Origin of the sequence: Paraburkholderia sp. BCC1876 (genome assembly GCF_902833695.1) — a bacterium.
GTDB lineage: Bacteria > Pseudomonadota > Gammaproteobacteria > Burkholderiales > Burkholderiaceae > Paraburkholderia.
This window is the reverse complement of the sequence record NZ_CADFGI010000008.1, coordinates 313989-330482: the sequence shown is the minus strand read 5'-3', so window position 1 is coordinate 330482 and position 16494 is coordinate 313989. Positions and strand designations below refer to the sequence as shown.

The window sequence follows — 16494 nt, the reverse complement described above, 5'->3', positions numbered from 1 at the left end:
ATTCATGCGTTCTGGTTATCCGGCCTTTTTCCGTCGTCGTCGATGAAACACTCTCAGCGCGACGAACGCCGTTACCAGAAGGCCGCCGGTTACGAAGGGCACCTTCTGCGCAAGCACCGGCACCGCGCGCGAGGCAATGAATACTGCGAGTATCGCGATAAGCAGTTGCGCGAATAGCGGCGAATTGACCATAGAGACCAGTCGCGATGCGGAGCGCCCGCCAGCTTTCGCATACTCCTCGTTGACGGTTTCAAGATTGAATTCCGCTGTCTGCTGGACGCGAGCATCCTGATAGAAGTTTTCGTACCTCTGGAATCGCCCATCACCGCGGCCGTCGAGCCACGCAGCATTGCTGTCATCAACCAGATAATCGAAGTCTTCCATCTCCCGTTCCTCAGTGCATGCGGTCGCTCGCCCATGCGACGGCGCCGACCGCGTTCGTGATGCATGCGCCGTCGACCTCAGCGAAGAACTCACCGGTCTCCGGGTTCTGCCAGCCAAACTGCGCCCGGCCGTCGGCGCTGAATACGACGAGGCCTGCTGGCAACTCTTCGGGCATTTGCAGAGTCGTGTTTTTCATGTTGCCCCCTTGTTCTTGCGCACCCGCTTGCGGCGAGGCCCGAGTTCCTGCGCGCAGGCCGGACACGTGAAGCTGTGGTGCATCTCGACGCGCACGTCGCTGTTCGACACAACGTAGTGAGTCGAACACGATCGGCACGGCGCCGTGGTCAGCCGCGTATCGGCCGCCATTGCGCTCGTCAGGTTGTAGGCACGGTCCGCAGAAATGAGCGGCGTGCCGCCGAACAGGCGCGAATAGATGTCGTGGGTGGCAATCAGCGCCTCGGCCGCGCTCGCTCCGTGGGCGATCGCCTTGCGATACAGCCAGATGTACATCGTCGCGTGCAGTCGCTGGGGGGCGGTCTCGACGAACCATGTGAGCGACATGGCCCTGTTGCCGCAGGGGGAGCTTTTCCCGTGGATCTCGACAAACCGCGCCCGCATCTTGTTGGGGTTCAGCGTAAAGACATCCGAGGCGGTCGACGCACGCAAACCATGCGCCATCATTGCGGAGGCGAACGTCTCTTTCTGCCAGCGTTCCATACGTAGCTCGGAGAACCCGAGAATGCGTGTGGCTTTTGTCGCCTCCAGCGGAGCCGTGAGCATGATCTGATGCGCCACGGCTTCGTCGGTCAGGGTGTCGGCGGTGAATTCATACCAGAAGGTCGTGCTGGTGAACCGCCAGCGGAAGAGTGGCAAACCGCCAATGCGCTGAAGTGCCATGCGGATCTGGCTGCTTCGAAGCGTCCCAAGATATTCGGCAACCGCCGGCGTGATACCAAGCAGCGGCGCTGCGAGCACGCTGGTATGAATCAGGTTACTCGCGAGCGTCATGAACCGGTGGTTGTGGTTGCGGATCGCGAACAGCTCGATCCCTTCTACCGGCGGCAGCATATTGCGCAGCCGATCGACCGCGAGGGTCGTCGGCGTGTCCTCGACAAAGCACCGCCAGTCTTCGACCGTCGTGAGCGTCGGTGCCACCATCAGGAACGGCGTGCGCAGGAGGCTGCGCAGTGACGCCTGATTCGCGCGCAGGTGCTCGATCTCCTTGCGTTCCACTTTGAAGATCTCGTTGAAACGGCTCTCGCTCGCGAGCAGCCAGCGCATAAATTCGACGAAATCGAAGTTGGCGCTCTGGATCTGGTCGGTTTGCCATTCAGGCACGTGCAGACGCTCGACGGCCAGGTATTTTTCTTTTGCGTTCATTTTTAGTTGGTCGGTGGTTCTCTCTGTTTCTCGTGCGCGGCCAGCCCCGGCCGCGTGTTCAGGCTGCCCGCGTGGCGGCAACAAGTTCCGAGTGGAATTTGCCTACCAGATCGGCGAGTCCCTCGAAAAGCGCGCGATACCTCGTCGGATCACCTGCCGCGGTGACGAGCAGTTGCGTCGTGCTGAACTGCTGGGTGAACCCGCCGAAGCTGTCGATCAACGCGTTGACTTCCTTCTCGGCGCGCAGGCTAGCCTCAAGTTCTGCGTTCTTCTCTGCCAGCGCGCTTTGGGTGGACGCAAGTTTGGCCAGTGCTTCTTCGAGAGCTGCTGCCGCTTCGCGCTTGCGACGAATCTGGTCTTCGATGGCGTCTTCCATCGTCTCGAAGCCATCGGGTACTTTCGCTACCTCCACCTTTTCAACGGTAGTCTTCGACTGCGCGTCCGCGAGTTGCTGGTGGAGATTCTTCAGGTCGCGCTCACGTTCGGAAAGCTCGCGCTGAAGGGCGCTGACCGATTCCCCATGACTTGCAAGATCGTTTTTCATTGCATCGACCGACCGGCGATCCTGTTCGACGGATCTTTTCAGCCGTTCGCTTTCTTCGCGAAGACGCTTGTTCTCACTCTGCTCCAGGTCAAGTTGCTGACCCGCATTGGCGAGTTCCGTGCTCATTGTGTCGAGGCGGTTGTTGGCTGCGGCGACTTCCTCCTGCGCCTTCCGGTAGGACTCGACCAGCTTCTTGACTTCCTTGTACGGCATGTCCGGGTTGCCCGACTTGGCGTCGATAACGAGATCGACGAGCTCATCCGGCGTATCGTTGCGGATCAGCAAAGCCATATCGGCGCGGGTAAGCGACTGGACGGCGGCACTGTTACTCGCGAACTTGTCGTAGATCCGCGTGTACGATCCAACCGACGATTTCGAGTGACGATGTACGCGCTCGATATACGCATAGGCAAGATGCGCCGCCTTGTCGCGCACCGCCTTGCGGTCGCCCTGGGCAGCGATAAAGGAGTTGACCACGGTCGTGAGAATGTGGACGTAGTAGCCGCCAATACGCATATGCTCAAGGAGGATCTTGCGGGTGGAATGGGCGACTTCCTCGCTCTCCTGGATGATCGTCCGGATAGCCGATTCGGGCAGGTCCTGCCCAAACAGCATCCGCGCGGCGGCGCTGATCTCGCCTTCAGTCGGGACAAAGTTGCCGAACGTCGGCTCCGCATGCGCGGGCGGTTCGGTCGCGGGCAGCGAACCTGAGGCGCCCTCCAGACGGGTCGGGTCGAAATCGTCGCTGGGCGGAGTCTTTTTGTTTTGCGGAACGATGCCTTTGTTGGTGCTCATTGTGCTTATCCAGTGTGAATAGGAGGAGGGCGCATTCGCTGTCTCGACGGGCGGCGGCGTTACGAATGGTTTCACTAGACACATTCAGTAACATTCAGCCTGGACCGCCTGGCCGTCTTTGATCGTAAGAATACGCCCGGTTTTTCTTCTCTTAAGCGCGAAAGGTGCGTAAAAACGTGCGGCTTTCGGCTGTTATGGGGAAGGTTCTGCCGGCGCAGATAACCTAAAAACGGCAGAACCGGGCCTATCTTGAGGAAAAGGCGTGTCGAGATTTGTCGCTGGTCTGCACACGACAGCGGTGTTCAGCGACGGCCGAGGGACTGGTTTGCGCCACCGACAGCACGGCTCGCCACGCCAGCGCAACGTTCACGGGGCGCTGGCCGGTTGATTCGTAATGCGTCTTGCATAGTCTCAACTGATGGCTAAGATCTGCGAGGCAGATCAGCGTCGGGGGGAGTGCCGGGGACAACACACATCCGGCGGAAGCAAAGGCGCCGTATCCGCTCACAGGCCACATGCCCGGAAGGACGCTGCGCAGGAACGCGAGTTTCGAGCGATTCTGCCGGATGGGTGACTTGCGATCGTCCCGGGTGCCGTCCGCTGCGATCCTGGTCAATGTGTCGACATCGGGACCGGGCTCGATCCGTCCGGTCCAGTTCTTCGTCTCGAAGACGAAGAGCCCGAATGGTGTGATAGCCAGGTGATCGATCTCCGCGGTCGGATAGTCGGTGCCGGGCGCGTGGTGTAGCACGACTGCGCCGGCGTGCAGGTAGAAGTTCTCGCCGCACAGCCACGTGAGGACGCGGCGCAGTTCGGCGTCGACGATCGCTTCGCCGGCGTCGCCCAACACCTCGGCGCGTGTGACGGGACGCGCTGAAACCGGTTGCGCGGCGCGACGCTTCTGATTGACGTGAAAGAGGAAGAAGCTGACTGCGACGAGTAATGCAAATCCGTACATGGTGGACTCCGATTGATTGATGGTGAGTCCAGTCTGCCCATCAAAAATCAAAGTCAAGTCGCGGCGATCGCGCTGGGGTGATCGTGCTTTGCGCCCAACATGTTGGGCGCCCTTAGGCGAAATGATGCCGAAAAGCGTATAGCTTTCGGGTTAAGAAGCCGGCGCGTCGTTTGGTATCACGTCGGGCGCGCAAAGCTCTATGAGTTTCGCGAGCATTCGGCCGCCGTTGCGCGCAGCGAGGGCCTAGTCTTCTCATATCCCCGCGTCTGGCGACGCATCGACTCATGGTATGGCGCGATGCCATGTCAATTCGCGGCACCTGCGCCGCAAATGCCCCTCCCAAACCTTCGTTGAGCCTTTTCGTGCTGGCCGGTCCCGGCTTGCACGAAAGCGCTTCGCGCCGGTTTTCCCTGCTCAACTGAGCATCGAAACCTTCCAGACGTGGTCTGGACATTCCCTGTGCGTTAATTTTTCTGGAGAGAAAAATGTTGGAGCTGCTTTTTAAAGATGCGATCGAGTCACCGTGGAAACTGCTGGCGCTTTGCTTTGTGGTTTACCTCGCGTCGATGTCGCTCATCGTGTTCATTTTCCTCGGGATCCTCGGCTATGCGTGGGTTCGCAAAGCGATCCAGCAGAAAACCAAAGCGCTCGCAGCTGCTGAAGAGGAAGCGGCCCGTGCGGAATCGGCACCTCCTGTCGTTCCCGTAGCGCCCGCCATCGCGCCCGTTGCCGCATCGAACACCACTGCAACAACGGAAGCACCGCAACCGACGCCGAAACGTCAGTATGCGAAATCGGCTGTCGTCATCCAGTTCCGAACAGGCACCCGCAACTAGGCGCCTGCCAACTCCGTTACCACCGTGGATTTTTCCCGGTGGTAACGCCTCAACCCCTTCCGGGAATCCCATTCCCGGCTACGGGTATTGAGATTGCCGGAACCACCGGAGCAATCTCATGACCCCACATGTGGCTGCCTGGCAGCTCGACATATTTGGCGATACCTCGCCCGTCCATTTACCCCAACGCAAACCCGACCCACTACCTGACCCGCGCTGCTGGAGCGATTCTGTGCGTGAGCAGATGGCGGAAGAGCTGTTCTATTTCGCCTGCGACAGCAGAAGGGCCGACAATCTTCCAGAGGCACTTGCGGACTGCGCCCTGTTGATCTCTGATCGCCTGCGTAACCGCAAGGTTGACATCGCGGATTACCGGGCCACGCTCGGCTGGATCATGGAGTACTGGAACGGCATGATTCCCTATCGGCTCGTGTGCAGCATCGGAAGGATCCGTCCAAGAGTCTTCCAGGATGTCATCCTGGATACGCCGCTCCTCGCGCGCGACCTGCGGGAACTCAGGCAGTCGTGTTTCGGCTCGCTGCTGTAGGAGACGCCATGGCCAACACAGCAAACTTCCTTACCCGCATCCTTGCTGAAATTTTTCCCGGCAATGCCAGCAATGCGCGCAACGATGCATCGCCACCGGCGCAAGCGCGTTCCATCCATCCAGCGAATCAACAACGCGGGACCGTCACTCAGGTGGCACCCCGGACCATCGGGCGTGGCGCCGCGAATGAGACTCACATCACCATAGCCGGAATCCCGAACCTGTTCGTCGACGAGGGCGACTGCATTATCCAGTTCGTGCCTGCATTCGACGAGGCGATAAAAGAAACCCTGTTCGGCATCAAGGTGTTGCCCGAGCTCGAGCCGCACTGGTCAGAAGCGGCTACTCACGAGTGCAACCTGAAGCAGGCGATCGCGGAAGCGATCCGCAGCGCGGATCAGGCGGTCGACACGTCGGCTACAGCGCCAGCGTCGCCAAAATCGCCGGCAACGGTTGCCCGGGCGGCCCAACGTCCGCTGGTTCGTTCACAGGAACAACCGGCCGGCATCGAGGACGACGCAGACGTGGCAACCCAAGTTGCGCGTTCGGTGGTGCCGGGTCAATCCGGTTCCGACACGGGTGCCGTTAGAGGGCGGGTGGTCTCATGGGGTGAAGAGAAGTTTCCCGACCGCAAAAAGCCGGGGCGCTTCTACGACTCCTTCGCGATGCACGTTGAAACCGCCACAGGCGAGCGAACGTTGCAGGGCGAGGGACTGAAAGAGGCCATTGCAGAGGCACGTTGCCACATCGGCGACTACGTCTCGGTGCGCCGGCTCAGAAAGATCAAGGTGCCCGCCATTCGTAGGGACGGCAGTCCGAAGCTCGTCGACGGCGTTCAGGTCATGTGGGAAAAATGGCTCTGGTCAATTTCTAAATGAAGGGGTTTTCAAATGGCATCTGTCAACAAGGTCATCCTCGTGGGCAACCTCGGCGCTGATCCGGAAGTACGTTACCTGCCCAGCGGCGACGCTGTCGCCAACATCCGTCTCGCCACCACCGATCGCTACAAGGACAAGGCATCGGGCGAGATGAAGGAGACCACGGAATGGCATCGTGTGTCGTTCTTCGGACGGCTCGCGGAGATCGTTTCCGAATATCTGAAGAAGGGTTCGTCCGTGTATCTCGAAGGGCGGATTCGCACCCGCAAGTGGCAGGCGCAGGACGGCACCGATCGTTACTCGACTGAAATCGTCGCGGAACAGATGCAGATGCTCGGCGGTCGGCCAGGTGGCGATCGCAGGGAACGCAACGGCGACGACGGCAACGACTTCGAGTCGCGCCCGGCACGCAGTGCCGCGCCGGCAGGAGCTCGCGCACCGGCCGCTCGCACAGCGGCAACTGCTGCTCAACAGCGGCCACCCCAGCCTTCCCAGCCAGCCTACGGCGGCGGTGGCGGCTTCTCGGAAATGGATGACGATATCCCCTTCCGGCAGGCCTATCCACGTGCCGCATGGTCCATCTGCTGATCCCGTAAAGCCTCACCTTCGCACGACTGTAGCGGGATCATTCAGCATGCCGATCCCGTAAAACCTCACCTTGTAAGAACGTGTGTCTGTTCCCGTCAGCGATATCGCCGTCGGGCACGGACTGCGCACGTCCCAACGTTTTCCTTTTCTGGAGAGAAATGTTGATCATGAATATCGATAACGAATTTTCCGCTTGTGGCCGGTACTTTTCCTGTTCGTTGAAATTCGTTGCGGTACCCGGACGAACTGGCGTAGCGCCTGAATTTGAAGTCTTTGAAGGTGAACAGCGGCTGAAGGACAGAAGGGTGGTTGTTACCTCCGAGGAGGTCGACGACGACTTTCCGTTCCCGTCGCTTATCAGCCGGATGTTTCCCGATGGCCGCGCGGCGGCAGCATGGTTCCGGAAATCCGGTCACAAGATTCCTGCGGACGTATTGAGGGCTCTGCGGGCTAACGATCTGAAACTGCTTCACGACAGTCAGAACAGAATGACGGTCGGTCAGCAGTTGAAGTGGTTTGGTGCGCTGGTCAGGCGCAGGTCGATTGTGAAGTCGTTTCTGCGTGGGCTGCTGGCGTTCCGGAGTTCGACCATCCCCAAAGACGCTTGGCTGGATGACCTCTGGGCTTACCTCAACGGGCGCGACTTTGCGCACCGTGTCACTTTCTGCCTGTTCGAACGCGTCGCCGGCTGACGTGGCGGCGACTAGCGGGCTGATACCGATGTGATCGTGATACGCCCTCCGGGCGCGTCACGATCCACATTTTCTTCTCGGCAACGCCGCGTATGTGCGCGCCGGCGCTGCAGTCATCTTCCTTCATTTCCCAAACGTCATCTGCTGAAAAAGCTGCCTGCGCCATCTGCGCGCGGACATCTTTTTGAGCACGCGTTTTCACGCCTGTCTCAGGCATCGACCCTAACCCACTTCCTCAAAGGAGAGTGACCAATGAATGCAAACGGACGGGAGCTATCGCAGGAACAGTGGGAGTGGTTGCAGCGCAAGCTCTCGACGCTCAGCCTGTCCCCCGAGCAATGGATTTCCCTTCTTGTCGCGAACGGCGTTCCGGCCGCGAGTCTGACGGGCGCCGCCTGCTCATGCCCTGTGTGTGGCGGCGACGATCGCTTTACGTACGATAACAAGCGCGGCCGTGGTGACTGGGTCTGCCGGAAGTGCGATGGCGGCGATCTGATGGCGGGCGATGGACTCAGGTTGATCTGTCGTCTCAACAGGATTGGCCTGTACCGGCTGATGACCCAGATCGACGGCAATCCGCCGGCGCGACACACGGTCACCAGCGTTGCTGGTGCACGGGCGGCACCGTCTCCCAAACGTAAGGCAGATCCGGCGTTTGTTGAGCGGCGCCTGAACGGGATGTGGGAGCAGGCGCTTGTGCAACGCGAGGGAGATCTGTCGCGTCGCTATCTGCAGGCGCGCGTGCCGGGACTGTCCGCACCGCCGTCGAAGGCGTTGCGCCTTGGCATGCTCGAGTACCGGTATGAGAAGAAATTGATCGGTACCTGGCCCGGTATTCTCGCGCGGTTCGAGTTGCCGGATGGCCGGCTCGGCACGCTGCATCGGACCTTTCTTGAACGGTCCGTTGCGGCGAAGGCGCGGATCGTTTCGGCTCACGGCGAGTTTCTCGACAACAAGCTGAACGACATGACGCTCAACCCGTTGCGAGGCGGTGCGGTCCGACTGATGGAGCCGGAAAACGGCGAGATCGGCGTTGGTGAGGGGCTGGAGACCGTCTATGCCGCGCATATGGAAACCGGTGTGCCGGTCTGGTATTGCCTCAACCGCATCCTGCTGAGCCAGTTCGTAGTTCCGCAGGGACTTGGCATCCGTGTCGTTCACATCTTCGTTGACTTTGACGAGGTCGATCCGCGTACGGGTAAGTCACCCGGCGTAGCTGCTGGCGTCGAGCTGGCCCGGCGACTCCGTGCCGAGGGTTTCACCGTGTCTGTTCATCGGCCGAAACGACGCGGGGCTGACTTCGCGGATCAATGGTCCGCGAAATTCACGACGCCCCTTGGTCTGATCGCGCCTGTGGTAAGGACTGTCGGACCTGAACGCCGGGCGCTCGCAACTGCCTAGCTAACAACATTTTTTTAGCCAGCCCGGTGGGGATATTTCCCCACCGGGAATATCCCATCGGGCTTTTTTCTGTGAGGATGGAAATGAGCTCTTTTCAGGTGCTGGTGGGTGGTCTTGCGATTGTCGGTTCGTCCGGTGCTGCCGGCGGCAACCGTCCGGCGATGAAGTCGGATGCGGCAAGTTTCGACGTGATCGATCGGCGCGGTCAGGGCAATACGCGTTACCTTTTTCGCGATCCGTCGTTCGAGGCAGCATGGGATTTCTGTACGCGTCGCCTCGCTATCGTTGCAGCCGCGAGGCCGCACTAACTCTTAATGCGAAAGCGGCTCCCTCAGGGGAGCCGCTTTTTTTATTGCCCGGGCACTCACCACGGCCGCACCTTGAAAAAGATGATCGCGCGTAGGAGTATCCACAGCGGATACCAGAAGCCGCTGGCCCACACAAAACCAATGCCGCCGACGTACTCAATGTTGCCGGCTGCTTCCAGATCGGTGCGCCCCACATGGACACCATACAAGGCGAGAAGCAGGAAGAGCACGCAGTAGATGGCGCGTTTGGCAACGAACGGCAGCCGGTCAAACGCGCGGTAGTAACGAAGGAGGCGGTCCATCACTTGTCCGTCGACGGATTGTTGAAGTGATCGAACAGCGCGTTGCCCGAGTACCAGCCGGCGACCGCGACGGCCGCGAGCAGAACAAGGCCGACCCACGTGCGCGGTTCGCTAAACATACCAGCGTGAAACAGTTGAAGTGTATCCATGAGAATCCTCTCCGGGTAGTACACCGGGTGAACGCCAATCGACTCCCGGTGCTTTGATTCAATGATGCCCGAGTGGGCGCAAAGTCAAGTTGTTCTCGCGCCTAGAAAAACTCCGAAAGCTGGTCGCCCAGCGACGACGCGCCCGCTGACGCGTTTGTCGCAAAATCGTCAACCCGCAGAATCTGCACGCCGGTTTCCTGAGAAACGGTTGCCTCGGTGCGAGCCCGCGCGACAACCGGCGGCCCTGACGGTTGCGGGGTCGCATGACTCGCGTCTCGTTGAACAGGCTGTCGCAATGCGGACTCTGCGAGAGCACGCAGGCGCATTGCGCGTGCCCTCGCGCTGTGGCAGCCGGAGAGCGCATCGTGCAGCAGCGGCGAGACAAGCTGGTTGATGGTGACGGTCATCTTGTAACTGGCGTCCATGATGTCACCTTTACTTTCGATCGCGAGCGAGCCCAGCTTCTCCGACGGCAAGGAAGCCGCGGGCGTTCGCAAGACACGGCGCGTCGATCATCTCGATCAGCACACGCGGAAATGCCTTGCGGATCGCCGATGCGTAGAGCGCCGCGCCCCCGCCCGACAGGATGATGGAGCGTACGTTCGGCAAACGGCCGACCGAATTCTGCATTTCCTTGACGACCGCATTGATCAGTGGCTGTGACTGCTCGACGTACGGGTCCAGCACGATGTCGCTACCGTAAAAAAAGAAGGTCGTGCGTTCGCGCAATGCCTTGTCAATCCGCTCGATGTCGTCGACGGCCTCGCCCTGGTCTTTCGCGATAAGGGCTGCGATGCGCTGGTAGATCTGCGACGCGCCTCCGGGCAACCCGCCGCTGCGCTTGTCGTCCATCGTGAAACCATTGGCATACACCCAGTCGGTCGTAAAGTAGCCGACGTCGATAACGAGATGAGCGCTGTCCCGGCCGAACTCGTTCTGACGGTTGCTCGAGGCGAGCACGAGCGAGCCGAGCGGTTGCGGCACGACGATGGTTTTCTCGACCTGCACGCTTGCCTGACCAAAATCGAGCGTGCCCGCAAACCGTTCCTTGAGTTCAGCCGAATACTTCTGCATGTTGTGGACCGGCAGGCCAAGGACGAGCCGCTCGATGTGTGTGACGCCAGAAAAGTGAAAGGCGCCAGCGAGCAATGCCGTGTAGTTGTCGGACAGCACGAAGTCGTCGGCGAGGGTGCGGCCGGTGTTGCCGTAGGCGGCGGTCAGTGCGACATCGGGACCGACCTCGTATTCGATACCGTCGATCCGGATGATCGCGACGTTGCGGCTGGCCAGAACCGACTCGCCATAGTTGGAGATCGTGCGGCTCGCGGCGAGCGGTGCCAGCGAGGGGAACATGCCGGTGGCGACGGTGCCGCTCGCGGCGCGGTAAGCGAACTTGGTATTGCCGTATCCAACATCGATTGCGAAGACGGGGGTTTTCAATTCAGACTCCAGACAGTGAAAGTGTGAAAGACAAAGTCGCACTTCATGTATGACTTTCAATCAGGCCGCTGCCGAAGTCGTACTCCATCTATGACTTCGGCATTGCGAACGAACAAAGTCGTACTTCATGTGAGACTTCGAGCGTGATTCAAGTCTATCGAGCGCCTGTCAAAGTCAAGTTGCCAAAGCGCGCGTGATCAGGCGAGCTTTGCGACTCTCGCCGCCGCGCGTGAGGCTTTATGCTGTTTCCGACCTACCGCGTCCCAGACGCATCGATCTGCAGTAACAGCCAGCAACGGCATGCGCTCCCGGCGCATTGCCTCATCTGTCCAGGCCGCACAGTGAAGCGGCCTTTTTCTGAATCAGTTCAAGTCCATACCGATCCAACATGAGGGTCATGGACACCGCGATATCCATACGATTGGCGACGGTTCGTCGCACTGAGACGCGATGAGGACATGTGGACCCGGACACCGGACAGTCCAGCATGTCGCTCATGGCGGTTCGCACGCGCCCTTTCAGCACACGACGCTGGGTGCGTTCAGGAGGCCCGACACACTGCGGCCGAGGTGAACGTGCTTTGGGGCGGGGGGAGTCCTGCGACGCCGGGAACACCGGTGAATCGCGATCCCCTGTACGGAAGACACACGGTAGGCGCAGCCGTAGCCAGAAATGCGCAAAAGGAATCACCAGGCAGTTAGCCCGTACGTCTCACCGCGGCAAGCGCTGAGAGGCGTCCGGAACGCAGCGGCGCGTTTTGCGCGCAGCGCGTTACGGGCTGGCAGGGTGGCCAGAAGTTGCAGTGACGGAAGTGTCGGAGCGCGGTATCGGCTCCCGGCACACCGGAACGAGCAGGGCGGACTTGCGCGCAGCGCAGATCGGCCAGCACAGCAGCAGATGGACGGTCGGAACGCAGTTCTTCCCTGCGTCGGGCTGATCGGATGGAATCGCTAAAGGTAAGGAAGGCAGGACCCCGCCGTGGGTGAAACGGTGAAGCCGCCGGGCAGGCGGTGGTGGCAGTGGCAGTGGTGGTGGTGCTGGTCGGCGAGGCGCGATGAACACATCGGTAGGGATGTGCGCGCGAGCGACTGGAAACCGGAATTGAATGGCGCGCGCCGACACGCGCTCCGGCGCGAAGGCTAGGGAAAGGGGAAAAATGGCAGCGATACTCAACGTGCGCGCGACGGTGCGCCGCTATGCATTGCCACAGGCGTTTGCAGCTGAACTCGTTCGGCTACTCGACGACCACGTCAACGAGATTCACAGCAGAACGCGCGTGAGCCGCAGTGTGCTGTCCGTGAAAACGCAGGAGCGTCGCACGACAGCACTGTGTAGCGCGTTCGTGGAATTGCGTGGAGGCGGCTTCGCCCTTGAGAGCCCCTGGTCGCTGCGGGAGAAACACGTCCGATGGCTGGTCGCACGGTGGGTCAGTGACAAACAGAGCGGCGGCACGATTGAGAACAAGCTTACCTATCTGCGCGCGCTCTCGCAGTGGATCGGCAAGCCCGCGCTGGTGCGCACGCTCGGCGATTACGTCGATCGCGCAGAACATGGTCTGAAACGCAGCTATGTCGCGACTACAGACCGGTCGTGGTCGTCGAACGAGATCGACGCGGCCGCGAAGATTGCCGAGATTGCGCAGACGTGCCCTTACGTCGCGATTCAACTGAAGCTGCAGGCGGCGTTTGGTCTTCGCGTCGAAGAAAGCTTCCTGCTCAGGCCGCTCGAGGCCGTGCGGGACGCGCAGACTCTCGGAATCCGGCGAGGGACAAAGGGTGGTCTCGCGCGCGAGGTGCCGCTTGAGGCGAAAGTAGGGGTGCTGGAGGAAGCCGCAAGGCTATCGAATGGCACGACGGGGTCGACTGTGCCGGCCGACCGGACGCTTAAGCAGTGGCGAGACTGGTACTACTACGTGCTCGAGCGGCACGGTGTGACAAAAGCGGAACTGGGCGTGACGAGCCATGGCCTGCGTCATGAGTACCTGCAGGTGCTCTACGAGAAGATAAGCGGCGTGCCAGCTCCAATCAAGGGCAGCGACGCGCGCGCGGAGCGTGGCTTGCACGAGCAGGCGATGCAGCGGGTTGTGGCCGCCGCAGGCCATACGAGAAAGACCAAAGCGAACGCTTACCTGTCTGTGTTCGGGCTGAAGGAGAGGCTTGAGCGGCAGCGCCGCCCGCAACCGTCCGCAGCCGAGGTGGAGCGGGCGCTTCAGGACAACGCGGGCAACAAGAGCCATGCTGCCGCTGCGCTAGGAATCTCAAGGCAGGCGCTCTACCGGATTCTGGGCGGCTCCTGAGACCAGAAGTTGCCTTATGGGAAGAGGCGGGAAGAGGCGATAGCGAACGTCGCGGCGTCTCATGAGCACTCGCTTCGGCGTCAGCGGATCGGTCGGCGGATCGATTTCCGGCACACTACGGGATTCGTGCCGACCAGACCCGTCATGCAACATTTCCACAAGCCTACAGTCGAGCAGCTCGCCGTCCTGGATGCGGTTGCCGCCGGTGGCAATCTCAAAGTCAAGGCGTGCGCCGGCGCCGGCAAGACGTCGACGCTTCAACTGGTCGCCGGCCAGCAGAGGGACCAGCGCGGCAGCTACCTCGCTTTCAACCGGGAGATCGCGGAACACGCTCGGCGGCGCTTCCCGTCGAACGTGATGGCGCGAACGTTTCACTCGGTCGCATACGAGGCGGTTGCTTCCGCGCTGACATCGAGGGCGAAGCTGCCCACTGAGCCCCCGCACGAACTGGCCGCTCGCTATGGACTTGGGTGCGTCGAAGTTCCGGCTATTACCGGCAGGATTGTCCAGGTGACGCCGTTCGATCTTGGCCGGATGGTCGCCGATGGTCTTGGCAGATTCTGTCGCTCCCCGCAGTCTCAACCCGAGCAGTTTCACATTCCGGTCGACGAAAAGATTGATGAGCGGGCGGCCGACTGGCTGCGGGCGTCGCTGCTACCGTTCGTCCGCCGGCTGTGGAACGAGAGTACGGACCCGCGGGGGCGGAGCGCAATCGCGCCTGATGTGTATCTGAAGGTATGGGCGCAGCAGGATCCGAGGATCGACGCGGACTTCATCCTCTTCGACGAAGCGCAGGATAGCGATGGGGTGATGCTTTCCGTGCTCGACCGCCAGCGTCACGCCCAGATCATTTACGTCGGCGACCCGTACCAGCAGATCTACGAATGGCGCGGCGCAATTAACGCGATGGCGCAGATCGACGCGCCGGAATGTGCGCTAACGGAGTCGTTCCGCTTCGGACCGACGTTCGCGGCGCTTGCCAGCCGCATCCTTGGGCTTCTGGGCGAGCGAACGCCTGTTCGAGGGCAGGAAACAATCGGTTCCATCATCTCGCTGGATCCGGAGCTCGCTCCCCCTGTCGACGCAATCCTTTGCCGGAAGAACGTGACGGCGATCTGGCAACTGGCGATGGGTGTCGAGGCAGGACACAAGCCGGCAATCCGGATGAGTCCTGCGGAGATCGTAGCGTTTGCGGATGGTGCCGATCAGCTGCTGGCTGGCAACCGGGCGTTCCGGCCTGCGGCATTTTCGCTTTTCGAAACGTGGAGCGACGCGCAGTCGTTCGCACGCAGTCCATTCGGCGGGGACCTGCTGCCGATAGTGCGGATTGTCGACGAACTCGGCACCGGCTACCTGCGATCGCTGGCCCAACGTGTGACACCGGAAGCGGATGCTGACTACGTGATCTCGACGGTGCACCGGGCGAAGGGGCTCGAGTGGCGGCGGGTACGGATTACAAACGATTTCCGTTTCCAGATGGTGGACGGCCGCGTCTCGCTCGAAGACGACGAGCTACGCCTTCTCTATGTCGCAGTGACGCGGGCGCAGCACATTCTCGATCTTTCGGAGTTGGGGTTCGATCTGATGCGATTGTTTAACGCGTGACATTGACTGGGGACGAACGATCCCCGCGTCGAATGGACATGAAAATCGTTGCCGTTAAGCGGTGCATCGAGCCGCGGCGCTCCGTCACAATGAAATCTCTCTCAGGTTCCAGACGGCCCTCGGAAAATTCTGGAACCACTTCAAGCCGGCCTCGCGCCGGCTTTTTTTTTCGCAACCGCTGGCACGGCAGGCTGGGTGTGCTGGACCGCGCGGAACGGCCTGACGGGCAGCGGCGCGGTACCGGCACTCGCGCCGGGCGTCGAACCGTACCAGCGACGGTGGCACCGGGTCGCTGCAGATCGTGGAGCATGGAGCGGAGCGGAGAACCGGACTACTGCACGGTTCGCGTCGTGCAGATCCTCGCCGCTACCAGCGGTTGCGATCGGGCAGACCATCAACCGCGGCAGCGGTCTCGAACTCGTAGAGAACGTACGGATCCCGGTTTGGGTTGTAGACCTTGGGAAACTGGATGTAGCGCTCGCCGTCGATATTCACCGAGTGCGCGTGGTGTACCAGTTTGCGATACCGGGCGGCGTCCAGCAGGGTGGGCTCGACCGGCCAGGTGTCCGCAGTGACGACCGTCGCGTCAAGGAGACGCCGCGCGAGCATGGCGAAGACCGGGCCCCGTGTTTCCCAGTCGTCTTCGTTGCGCGCCAGAACGTTGAGCACAAAAAGCATGTCCGGCGCGCCAAGTTCCTTTTCGACCAAAGTCCGCAGTTCGTCCGCGCCTGCCGGCGGCCGGTTCAGCCGCCTGTTCCAGATCTGCCCCACGCGGTCGAGTGCTGCATGCCTGTCGTCGCCAACCGGCTCCCATGGGGTGGTCATGCCACAACCATCGCAATAGATGCAGACGATAGCTTCGGTCTGTGGAGCACTCGGGGGGCGCGGCATCGTGTCGCCGATCTCCGGCGGCCCCGCCTCTCTACCGAAGACGCCATAGTCGAACTCGTCATCGCCTATCTGCGCGACGACCCGCTGGGACCGCCCTAAGGTGGGCCGTCCACCACAGTGGTCGCAGGGATAAAGTTGCTCGTACATGCGAGGTAAATGAATGTTTTGAAAGGTGCGTGCATTATTGCCCCTATGGATTAAATCTAAAAGCAGGATTAGCGCTGATTTATGCCGCTAAAATCGTTCCGGATACCGCGTGAACCAATCGACGATGCGCGCGCCTGATCCTGCGCTAATTACTGGTCGATCGCGGTTACGGCCGGAAAACCGTTGTGCAGCATGCCGTCGAGAAGTCGGACGGCCGACGTTTTACCGACTTTTCGCATCCGCACATCAAGCCCAGGCTGGCCTTCGCCCGGGGCGAAACAACTAACGGGCCGCACCGTCCCGTGCAGTATCGCTAAGTCCAGGTCTTTGCCCGGCAGGAGGGCTGTCTGGCC

Annotated in this window: 19 protein-coding genes; 9 read left to right on the top strand and 10 right to left on the bottom strand. The window is 60.9% G+C overall.

What is annotated here, in order from left to right:
• Window positions 1-15 precede the first annotated feature (15 nt).
• The 5 genes from HWY05_RS27470 to HWY05_RS27450 form a co-directional block, all read right to left on the bottom strand.
• Window positions 16-384, bottom strand: a complete 369-nt coding sequence (locus HWY05_RS27470) for a hypothetical protein (protein WP_176060323.1) — start codon at window positions 382-384, stop codon at window positions 16-18.
• A 10-nt stretch (window positions 385-394) separates the two neighbouring features.
• Window positions 395-580 (bottom strand): hypothetical protein, encoded by a 186-nt coding sequence (locus tag HWY05_RS27465; RefSeq protein ID WP_176060053.1) that lies wholly within the window; start codon window positions 578-580, stop codon window positions 395-397.
• A complete protein-coding gene (locus HWY05_RS27460) occupies window positions 577-1764 on the bottom strand; it encodes a FlhC family transcriptional regulator (protein WP_176060322.1) in 1188 nt (395 codons plus the stop codon). The genes HWY05_RS27465 and HWY05_RS27460 overlap by 4 nt, the downstream gene beginning before the upstream one ends.
• A 58-nt stretch (window positions 1765-1822) precedes the next feature.
• Window positions 1823-3103 carry a hypothetical protein gene (locus tag HWY05_RS27455; protein ID WP_176060321.1) on the bottom strand — a complete coding sequence of 427 codons (1281 nt, stop codon included), beginning with the start codon at window positions 3101-3103 and terminating at the stop codon, window positions 1823-1825.
• Between the two features lie 244 nt (window positions 3104-3347).
• Window positions 3348-4061, bottom strand: coding sequence for a nuclease-related domain-containing protein (locus tag HWY05_RS27450; RefSeq protein ID WP_176060320.1), 714 nt, complete (start codon window positions 4059-4061; stop codon window positions 3348-3350).
• A 485-nt stretch (window positions 4062-4546) separates the two neighbouring features.
• Here HWY05_RS27450 and HWY05_RS27445 point away from each other — a divergent pair, with 485 nt between their 5' ends.
• The 7 genes from HWY05_RS27445 (at window position 4547) to HWY05_RS27415 (ending at window position 9311) form a co-directional block, all read left to right on the top strand.
• The gene (locus HWY05_RS27445; protein ID WP_176060319.1) at window positions 4547-4897 is read left to right on the top strand and encodes a hypothetical protein; all 351 of its coding nucleotides are present in this window, start codon (window positions 4547-4549) and stop codon (window positions 4895-4897) included.
• Window positions 4898-5015: 118 nt separating this feature from the next.
• Window positions 5016-5444 carry a hypothetical protein gene (locus HWY05_RS27440; protein WP_176060318.1) on the top strand — a complete coding sequence of 143 codons (429 nt, stop codon included), beginning with the start codon at window positions 5016-5018 and terminating at the stop codon, window positions 5442-5444.
• Between the two features lie 8 nt (window positions 5445-5452).
• On the top strand, window positions 5453-6322 hold the full coding sequence (locus tag HWY05_RS27435) for a hypothetical protein (RefSeq protein WP_176060317.1): 870 nt from the start codon (window positions 5453-5455) through the stop codon (window positions 6320-6322).
• 12 nt (window positions 6323-6334) lie between these two features.
• Window positions 6335-6910, top strand: a complete 576-nt coding sequence (locus HWY05_RS27430) for a single-stranded DNA-binding protein (RefSeq protein WP_176060316.1) — start codon at window positions 6335-6337, stop codon at window positions 6908-6910.
• A gap of 158 nt (window positions 6911-7068) precedes the next feature.
• Entirely contained in the window at window positions 7069-7602 is a 534-nt protein-coding gene (locus HWY05_RS27425; protein ID WP_208459115.1) for a hypothetical protein, read from the top strand.
• 252 nt (window positions 7603-7854) lie between these two features.
• Window positions 7855-9003 (top strand): primase-helicase zinc-binding domain-containing protein, encoded by a 1149-nt coding sequence (locus HWY05_RS27420; protein ID WP_176060314.1) that lies wholly within the window; start codon window positions 7855-7857, stop codon window positions 9001-9003.
• An 83-nt stretch (window positions 9004-9086) separates the two neighbouring features.
• On the top strand, window positions 9087-9311 hold the full coding sequence (locus HWY05_RS27415) for a hypothetical protein (protein WP_176060313.1): 225 nt from the start codon (window positions 9087-9089) through the stop codon (window positions 9309-9311).
• A gap of 56 nt (window positions 9312-9367) precedes the next feature.
• Here HWY05_RS27415 and HWY05_RS27410 read toward each other — a convergent pair whose 3' ends face one another.
• The 4 genes from HWY05_RS27410 to HWY05_RS27395 all read right to left on the bottom strand — a co-directional run bounded on the left by HWY05_RS27410 (window position 9368) and on the right by HWY05_RS27395 (window position 11202).
• Window positions 9368-9613: a hypothetical protein gene (locus HWY05_RS27410; protein ID WP_176060312.1), complete on the bottom strand. Its 246-nt coding sequence runs from the start codon at window positions 9611-9613 to the stop codon at window positions 9368-9370.
• On the bottom strand, window positions 9613-9762 hold the full coding sequence (locus HWY05_RS27405) for a hypothetical protein (protein ID WP_176060311.1): 150 nt from the start codon (window positions 9760-9762) through the stop codon (window positions 9613-9615). Before HWY05_RS27405 ends, HWY05_RS27410 begins: the two co-directional genes overlap by 1 nt.
• Window positions 9763-9863: 101 nt before the next feature.
• Window positions 9864-10187 carry a hypothetical protein gene (locus HWY05_RS27400; RefSeq protein WP_176060310.1) on the bottom strand — a complete coding sequence of 108 codons (324 nt, stop codon included), beginning with the start codon at window positions 10185-10187 and terminating at the stop codon, window positions 9864-9866.
• A gap of 10 nt (window positions 10188-10197) precedes the next feature.
• Window positions 10198-11202, bottom strand: coding sequence for a PRTRC system protein D (locus HWY05_RS27395; RefSeq protein WP_176060309.1), 1005 nt, complete (start codon window positions 11200-11202; stop codon window positions 10198-10200).
• A gap of 1156 nt (window positions 11203-12358) precedes the next feature.
• Between HWY05_RS27395 and HWY05_RS27390 the strand changes: the two genes are divergently transcribed.
• Window positions 12359-13498 (top strand): helix-turn-helix domain-containing protein, encoded by a 1140-nt coding sequence (locus HWY05_RS27390; protein WP_176060308.1) that lies wholly within the window; start codon window positions 12359-12361, stop codon window positions 13496-13498.
• A 144-nt stretch (window positions 13499-13642) separates the two neighbouring features.
• Window positions 13643-15103 carry an ATP-binding domain-containing protein gene (locus tag HWY05_RS27385; RefSeq protein ID WP_176060307.1) on the top strand — a complete coding sequence of 487 codons (1461 nt, stop codon included), beginning with the start codon at window positions 13643-13645 and terminating at the stop codon, window positions 15101-15103.
• 366 nt (window positions 15104-15469) lie between these two features.
• On the opposite strand, the gene HWY05_RS27380 is transcribed toward HWY05_RS27385, so the two are convergent.
• Entirely contained in the window at window positions 15470-16141 is a 672-nt protein-coding gene (locus tag HWY05_RS27380) for a Lar family restriction alleviation protein (RefSeq protein WP_176060306.1), read from the bottom strand.
• Window positions 16142-16494 lie beyond the last annotated feature (353 nt).